Annotated in this window: 7 protein-coding genes, 8 tRNA genes and 1 rRNA gene; 1 reads left to right on the plus strand and 15 read right to left on the minus strand. The window is 39.2% G+C overall.

All coding sequences use genetic code 11. The features are described from left to right. Positions 1-113: 113 nt before the first annotated feature. The 5 genes from glmM to sigW form a co-directional block, all read right to left on the minus strand. Positions 114-1,466 (minus strand): phosphoglucosamine mutase, encoded by a 1,353-nt coding sequence (gene glmM / locus H0173_RS12990; RefSeq protein WP_221846973.1) that lies wholly within the window; start codon positions 1,464-1,466, stop codon positions 114-116. A gap of 38 nt (positions 1,467-1,504) precedes the next feature. Next, entirely contained in the window at positions 1,505-2,776 is a 1,272-nt protein-coding gene (locus H0173_RS12995) for a CdaR family protein (RefSeq protein WP_221846974.1), read from the minus strand. Continuing rightward, the gene (gene cdaA / locus H0173_RS13000; RefSeq protein ID WP_221846975.1) at positions 2,769-3,596 is read right to left on the minus strand and encodes a diadenylate cyclase CdaA; all 828 of its coding nucleotides are present in this window, start codon (positions 3,594-3,596) and stop codon (positions 2,769-2,771) included. Before cdaA ends, H0173_RS12995 begins: the two co-directional genes overlap by 8 nt. A 160-nt stretch (positions 3,597-3,756) precedes the next feature. Further along, complete coding sequence (locus H0173_RS13005) at positions 3,757-4,392, minus strand: anti-sigma factor family protein (protein WP_221846976.1); 636 nt, start codon at positions 4,390-4,392, stop codon at positions 3,757-3,759. Between the two features lie 30 nt (positions 4,393-4,422). Next, positions 4,423-4,986 (minus strand): RNA polymerase sigma factor SigW, encoded by a 564-nt coding sequence (gene sigW, locus H0173_RS13010; protein ID WP_221846977.1) that lies wholly within the window; start codon positions 4,984-4,986, stop codon positions 4,423-4,425. A gap of 263 nt (positions 4,987-5,249) precedes the next feature. Here sigW and H0173_RS13015 point away from each other — a divergent pair, with 263 nt between their 5' ends. Further along, positions 5,250-5,420: an aspartyl-phosphate phosphatase Spo0E family protein gene (locus H0173_RS13015; protein ID WP_221846978.1), complete on the plus strand. Its 171-nt coding sequence runs from the start codon at positions 5,250-5,252 to the stop codon at positions 5,418-5,420. Between the two features lie 26 nt (positions 5,421-5,446). Here H0173_RS13015 and rocF read toward each other — a convergent pair whose 3' ends face one another. The 10 genes from rocF to rrf form a co-directional block, all read right to left on the minus strand. Continuing rightward, on the minus strand, positions 5,447-6,343 hold the full coding sequence (gene rocF, locus H0173_RS13020) for an arginase (protein WP_221846979.1): 897 nt from the start codon (positions 6,341-6,343) through the stop codon (positions 5,447-5,449). A gap of 295 nt (positions 6,344-6,638) precedes the next feature. Beyond that, a tRNA-Lys gene (locus tag H0173_RS13025) sits at positions 6,639-6,711 on the minus strand. Between the two features lie 120 nt (positions 6,712-6,831). After that, positions 6,832-6,906 (minus strand) — tRNA-Gln (locus tag H0173_RS13030). Between the two features lie 153 nt (positions 6,907-7,059). Then, positions 7,060-7,144, minus strand: a tRNA-Tyr gene (locus tag H0173_RS13035). 116 nt (positions 7,145-7,260) lie between these two features. Next, positions 7,261-7,336 (minus strand) — tRNA-Thr (locus tag H0173_RS13040). A gap of 7 nt (positions 7,337-7,343) precedes the next feature. Continuing rightward, a tRNA-Val gene (locus H0173_RS13045) sits at positions 7,344-7,416 on the minus strand. Positions 7,417-7,420: 4 nt separating this feature from the next. Beyond that, positions 7,421-7,495: transfer RNA gene (locus tag H0173_RS13050), tRNA-Glu, on the minus strand. Between the two features lie 21 nt (positions 7,496-7,516). After that, positions 7,517-7,589, minus strand: a tRNA-Thr gene (locus H0173_RS13055). Positions 7,590-7,625: 36 nt separating this feature from the next. Continuing rightward, positions 7,626-7,700 (minus strand) — tRNA-Asn (locus H0173_RS13060). A gap of 14 nt (positions 7,701-7,714) precedes the next feature. Then, positions 7,715-7,831, minus strand: a 5S ribosomal RNA gene (gene rrf / locus H0173_RS13065). Positions 7,832-7,860 lie beyond the last annotated feature (29 nt).

The raw sequence follows: 7,860 nt of genomic DNA on the forward strand, positions 1-7,860 counted from the left end.
AATATCATACACACAAAAAACTCTGTAGTCAATTAAAAACTATAGGGGGAAAATCCCCATACCATAAAAATATGCATAAGAGAACCTTTTCGTTCCCTTATGCACGCTGCCACTTACTCTTCTTTTAATCCCATTTCTTCCACAACTACTGCTGCAATTCTCTCTACATATGAACTGCAAAGCTCTTCTGTAGGAGCTTCAGCCATTACACGAACAAGCGGCTCCGTTCCAGATGGACGAACTAGAATTCGGCCATTGCCGTTCATTTCTTTTTCCACCTCTGAAATAATTGCCTTTACTTTTTCATTATCAGTTACATGATGCTTATCTGTTACACGAATATTAACAAGCTTTTGTGGGAACTTTTGCATTTCTTTTGCCAGCTCCGATAGAGGCTTTTTCGTCATCTTCATAATGTTAACAAGCTGAATCCCTGTTAATAGCCCATCGCCAGTCGTAATATAATCTAGAAAAATGATATGACCTGATTGCTCACCGCCAAGATTATAGCCATTCTTCTTCATTTCTTCGACAACATAACGATCGCCAACCGCAGTTGGGATGCTCTTAATGCCATTAGCTTCTAATGCTTTATAAAAACCTAAATTACTCATCACCGTAGAAACAACTGTGCTTTGGCGAAGTCTTCCTTGTTCCTTCAAATATTTACCGCAAATATACATAATTTGATCGCCATCTACGATTTCGCCATTTTCATCAATCGCAATCAGTCGGTCCCCGTCACCGTCAAATGCTAAACCCACATCAGCACCCTTTTCCTTAACGGAGGCTGCAAGTGTTTCTGGATGGGTAGATCCAACACCTTCATTGATATTGAGACCGTTTGGTGATGCCCCAATCATCGATAAATCAGCATCTAAATCCGCAAATAAGTGTGAAGCAAGAGATGAAGTCGCTCCGTGGGCACAATCCAACGCAATATGTATCCCTGAAAAGTCCTCATCCACTGTTTGCTTCAAGTATTGCAAATACTTCTGTCCGCCTTCAAAATAATCATTCACCTGTCCAAGCTCAGCACCAATTGGTCTTGGAAGCTGATCTTCTTCTTGATCCATATACTGTTCAATTTCATTTTCCTGTTCATCTGAAAGCTTAAATCCGTCAGGTCCAAAGAATTTAATTCCGTTGTCTGCTACTGGATTATGCGAAGCAGAAATCATGACTCCTGCCTCTGCTCCAAGAGCTTTTGTTAAATAGGCAACCCCAGGAGTCGAGATAACGCCTAAACGCATTACCTCTGCTCCAATTGATAATAAACCTGCAACAAGAGCCCCTTCAAGCATATGGCCAGAAATACGTGTATCGCGGCCAATTAATACTTTTGGACGGTTTTTATCTTTAGTTAATACATATCCTCCAAAACGGCCTAATTTAAAAGCTAATTCAGGTGTTAGCTCACTATTCGCAACTCCACGTACCCCATCTGTACCAAAATATTTACCCATTAAAGCATACGCTCCTTTAAACTTATTTTACTTTATCGTTAAGCTTCCTTTTGTGTTATCGTGATTTTTGCAACATCATTTGCCAAGTTCCAATTGACATTTGGCGGACCAGTGACATTAATCTTCACATCATAGTCCCCTGTCCCTAAGTTAGTCAGATCTAGAAAAACGAGAAAGTCGGATGATTTTAATTGATCAATAACACTGCTTTTCCCTGAAACAGTTAAACTTGCTCCGTTATTCGGAGATACTACTTCTGCCTCGTATTGATTAGAAAGGCCGGTTAAATTAATTGGGAGATTTGAGAACGTTTTATTCTCATCCTTATCTTCTTCTTGCTGAGTATCTAACCGATTTTCACTTGTACTAATCGTCGCTCTTACTGTTTTGGGATTTACTTCACTTATTCCGTCAGAAATAATGACTGGCAGCGACATTTCTGTATTTCCATTAATCTTGCTGACATCCACTTCTACTCTTACACTATCTGTCCGGTCTAACACCTCTTGAGCTCCATAGATCTTCGCCTCATTAACATCAAGGGATATAGAGTCAATCTTGATACCATCAGGAGGGCTTCCTTTTTCAACTATCCTTATCGGCACCGTTTTACTTAAACTTTTAACTGGGATTATGACATCCACCATCTCATGATCGAGGGTAACATTGAGCTTATTCATATCCCGGTCCAGTACTTGAATTTGCGCTTCCCTTCTAACTGTTTCTTTAACAGAACCTCTGATATTTACCGTTGCTTTTACATAACTAATTCGGTCAATAACATCTTTTGCCCCTGTAATCTTAACTGTCTTTGGCTCTGCTTCAGGCGGCTCTGAAATATAACCAGCCTCTAGCAATGTTTTATCAAACTCTACATCTACTTTAAATTCCTTCGTTACTTTTTCTTGAATGTTGACATTTACATATGCAGGATCAATCGTTGCTTTCAGCTTGTCAGACAGATTGCGAATTTCCAACGGAACCCTTTTTGTACCAATTTCTGCATTTGAGAGATCAACATATACTTCGAAATTTCTCTGCGCTTTTGCGGGCTGTAGAACATTTTTTGGACCCTGTAATGTAACCTTTACAGTTTCAGGAACTCCTGTAACGACTAAGTTATCAGTGTCATAATAACTTTTCACTGGAATATCTGAAAGGATTTCATAATCCTCACCGCTTGGCACATTAATATTTGAAACATCCTTTTGCGGATCGTAAACAGATGTAAAAAGAAGCAATGCGAGAATTAACGCAATTATTTTCATAAACCAGCGTGTGTCAATCAGCTTGTCAATTAACTTATCCATTTTTCTTCGCCCTCCAATTCCAACGAGCGGAAGAAGCTTGCTTTACTCGGCTTTGTGTAATTAACTCATTTGTAAGCATTTCTTTAAAGTCTTCTGCTTGCAGGTCACGGTGAAGCTCCCCATTTTTCGTTAGTGACACACTGCCTGTCTCTTCTGAAACAACGACAGTTATACTATCCGTCACTTCACTAATTCCAAGAGCGGCTCTATGTCGAGTTCCAAGCTCCTTTGAAATAAAGGGACTTTCTGATAATGGAAGATAGCATGCTGCAGCAGCCACTTGATTTTTTTGTAGAATAACAGCTCCATCGTGAAGTGGAGTATTAGGAATAAAAATATTAATAAGCAATTCAGACGAAATTTTTGATTCTAGCCCAATGCCCGTTTCAATATAGTCCCCCATTCCCGTTTCACGTTCAATGGAAATGAGTGCCCCGATGCGGCGCTTGGCCATATAATCAACAGCTTTGACAATTGAATCTACGATCTTCTCCTGGTCGTCTGATTCCTGATTGCTTGATCTAGAAAAGAATCGTCCTCTGCCCAATTGTTCAAGAGCTCTTCTTAGTTCAGGCTGGAATATAATTGCAATCGCCAAGAATCCCCATGTAAGTACTTGCTGCATCATCCAGCCTAGTGTCTGGAGGTGGAAATTATCACTGATTACTTTTACAAGGAGAATGACAAATATCCCTTTTACCAACTGAACAGCTTTCGTCCCTTTAACAATGACAATAAGTTTATAGATGACATACCATACGAGGAGAATGTCAACAGTATTTGCTAATAATTTCAGTATAGAGAAATCTGAAAACGACATTATCCTTCCTCCAAATATATATTGAAAGCCACTTTTATTCATATACTTAGCTTACATATTATATCATAAATTCATGGAATACCACTCGTGTGTACTTTATGTAAAGTGATTGAAATAAAAAAGAAATCCTGCCTAATGAGCAAGATTCCATTACTAATTGTTACTTAACAGTCTCTGGATCACTGCCATCAAAAATACTGACTACCTCTTTTGCAGTTTTTTTGATATGAAACCACATCCAGTCAAAAACAGCGTTCACTTCTTGAATTTCACCAGTGACCTGACCTGCCGAAGCTAAATATTTTTCACCGTTAATAACGGTTACATTCCCCTCTACTTGTCCTTCTATCTTTAATTTCCCATTTTTAACGATGACATCACCTTTTACTACTTCTCCCTCAGGAACAATGACTGTATCATTTTGCACAACTAAATTTGGCTGTTTTGATACCGAGAACTCGTGATCTTGTTCCCATGAAGAAAATAAGCTTCCTACCATAAGGACAAGGAATAGAGAAGCAGCTGTAAAAAGCGGGTGCTGCCTAATCCAGCGCTGAAATCCTACCTTCCGCTTCTCTTTCGGCAGTTTAGCCATCACATTCGCAGTAAAATCGATTGGTGCTTTTATATGTGAAGTGCTTCGGACAAAGGCAATAGTCTTTCGCAGTTCATGGAAATGCGCTTGGCAGTCCTTGCAGCTTTGCAAGTGTGCTCTTAACTCTGCTTCATGTTCGGCTGAGATCTCTTCATCTAAATATTCATGCATATAAAGAACCACTTCTGCTGGACACTTCAAAGTTCTCACCCTCTTCATATTATACTTATCTTATACATATCGTAATTGGGTTCTTAATGCTTCTCTTCCCCGATGAATTCTTGTTTTAACCGTACCTAAAGGTAAATCCAAAATTTTACTAATTTCATTCAACGATAGTTCCTCGATATATTTTAGAACTATCACGGTACGGTATTTTTCCGGGAGCTTAGATATTTCTCGTTGAATCGTCTCCTGAAGCTCCAGACTTTCTAAATCCTCCTCAGGGAGACTCGTATCAGCTGCAATTTGGGAATACATTGTTAACCCGTCAGTACCTGCTACCTCTGCATCTAAATAATAGTCTGGTTTCTTCTTCCTTATACGATCGATACAAAGATTCGTGGCAATTCGATAAAGCCATGAAGAGAATTTCAAATTTATATTAAAACTATGAATGTTAACGTAAGCTCTCAGAAAAGCCTCTTGTGCAATATCCTCTGCTTCATGTCTATTCCCTAGCATTCTGTAGCAAATCAAATAAACCTTCTCTTTATAGATTTCTACTATTTCTGCGTAAGCGTCCTGATCTCCTTTTAATACCTGCTTAATCCTTTTCTTTACGATTGTCTCCATTTTCTTTTACCTCCGCTCTATGCGGCTAATCGATATTACGATCGATAGCGGAAAAGGTTTCACTTTTTTAAAAATACCACTATAACTATATTAACAAATTTTTACTGATGTGGTTTAATAATTTTTGATTGTGGGAATTATAGTATAAATTTGATGAATTGATATTTACTTGCTTAGGGATTTTCATCCTCGAACTTCCAAGCAATTTCAAAAGTAAAGTGTCATAACCTAAGCACCCATCACTGAAAAAAGGGGCTGGTATTATGTGTGTGTGTAAACTAATAAAAGATATAGAAGACTGCAGAAAAGAAATGATTGAAATGGCATCCTATTCTTCTTTAACTAGCCCACAAGTCGTCGACATCAGTAAAAAATTGGACAAGCTTCTTAATTTATACGAAAAGCGCACAAAAAAAGTTAGGCAGCAGCTTTAGATAGCTCTGCCTAACTTTTTTTTATTTTATAAAAGCTTTTCGCCAAATAAAGATCCCATTAATGCTACAGCTACAGATGCTGTTCTATTTTTCTCATCCAAGATAGGATTTACTTCGACAAACTCAGCGGAGGTAATCAATTCTGCTTCAGCAAGCATCTCCATGGCTAAATGGCTTTCCCGATAGCTAATTCCACCGTTGACCGGAGTTCCAACACCTGGAGCATCATGTGGATCAAGACCATCTAAATCTAGTGACAAGTGAACACCATCAGTCTTTTCCTTGAGATAGTTGATTGTTTCTTCCATCACCTTTGTCATTCCTAGTCGGTCTATTTCATGCATTGTGTACACTTTAATGCCAAGCTCTTTAATAAGGACCTTTTCTCCTTCATCTAGAGAGCGTGCTCCAATAATAACAATATTTTCAGGCTTCACTTTCGGAGCATAGCCGGACACATTTGTTAACAGCGGGTGACCCATGCCCAAACTAACAGCAAGTGGCATACCATGAATATTACCTGATGGTGAAGTTTCAGCAGTATTTAAATCTCCATGAGCATCATACCAGATAACACCTAGGTTTTTATAATGCTTGGATACACCTGCCAATGTCCCTATTGCAATACTATGATCTCCGCCAAGAACAAGTGGAAAGGCCTGATCTTGAATTGCTTGATCAACTTCTTTAGCGAGTAATTCCGTTTTCTCTGCGATTAAATGTAAATTACGCAAGTTAGATACAGGATCAACCTCCACTTCCGGTCTGCCAACTGCAATATCACCCTTATCATGTACATCATCAAATAATTCTTTTAATCGCTCATTTACACCTGCATATCGAATGGCACTAGGGCCCATATCTACTCCACGTCTTGCTTGCCCCAAATCCATAGGCATCCCAATAATAGCTAATTTTCTCATTTTAATTATGTCCTCCTACATACGATGAATTATTTACATAGCTATATTTTAACCCCTTTCGGAGAATTGACTCAACTCGACAAAAATCTGAATATATATGCAGAATTAACTTAAAATTTCTACTCTTGTTCACTCACATTATGCAGAAGTATTCTAGTTTGAAATGTAATTGGTAATTTTTATGTTATGCTTCTCTTAGACCAAAGACATCATAACGATGAAAACCGTTCATTTTTTCTAAAAAACAAAAAAACCTTTAGGAATAGATTTTCCTAAAGGTTTTTTCAACAATAAGTGAGCCATGAAGGACTCGAACCTTCGACCCTCTGATTAAAAGTCAGATGCTCTACCGACTGAGCTAATGGCTCATATTAAATATTTTTTATAAAGATTGTAGTCCTAAACTTGCTCCAAAGTCCTACGGTCTTTGTCGCAAATTTTTAAAAAACCATTCGGAGAAGCAAAGCTTCGCAGAAGTTTTTAAAAATTGGCTGGGCTAGCTGGATTCGAACCAACGCATGTCGCAGTCAAAGTGCGATGCCTTACCGCTTGGCTATAGCCCATTGATGTAACCTTCCTTGAAATACTTCTGTAGTTAATTATTCCGACATAATCTTCATATTACTACAAAATAAATTCAAAGATTTATCAAATTTTACAAAATAAAAAGGACTAATGATATCTTGTCCCATTTTTAATGTTTTTATTAAAAAAAATGGTGGTGGGGGACGGATTCGAACCGCCGAACCCTCAGGGAGCGGATTTACAGTCCGCCGCGTTTAGCCACTTCGCTACCCCACCATAGTGTAAATAAAGTTAGTTATTATAACATGCTCCAAAGTCCTTTGGTCTTTGTCACAAAAATAAAAAATTACCATTCAAAGAAGGCAAGCTTTAAAGCCATAATTTTTTATTTGTGGTGCCGGCCAGAGGACTCGAACCCCCAACCTACTGATTACAAGTCAGTTGCTCTACCAATTGAGCTACACCGGCAAATTAATGGAGGATGACGGGATCGAACCGCCGACCCTCTGCTTGTAAGGCAGATGCTCTCCCAGCTGAGCTAATCCTCCGTTTTGGTGACCCATACGGGATTCGAACCCGTGTTACCGCCGTGAAAGGGCGGTGTCTTAACCGCTTGACCAATGGGCCATATATTGTAATAGTATGGTAAGCTTCCAAGCGGGCTCGAACCGCTGACCTCTTCCTTACCATGGAAGTGCTCTACCTGCTGAGCTATGGAAGCACAAAAACTACCTGCTCATCTAGATTAATTTAAAAATGGCTCCGCAGGTAGGATTCGAACCTACGACCGTTCGGTTAACAGCCGAATGCTCTACCACTGAGCTACTGCGGAATAATATGTATATAGCCTAGCGACGTCCTACTCTCACAGGGGGAGAGCCCCCAACTACCATCGGCGCTGAAAAGCTTAACTTCCGTGTTCGGGATGGGAACGGGTGTGACCTTTTCGCTATCGCCACTAGACTATTTTAATTGAGAGTTTGTTCCCTCAA

Source organism: Bacillus sp. S/N-304-OC-R1 (genome assembly GCF_019749375.1).
Taxonomy (GTDB): Bacteria; Bacillota; Bacilli; order Bacillales; family Cytobacillaceae; genus Cytobacillus.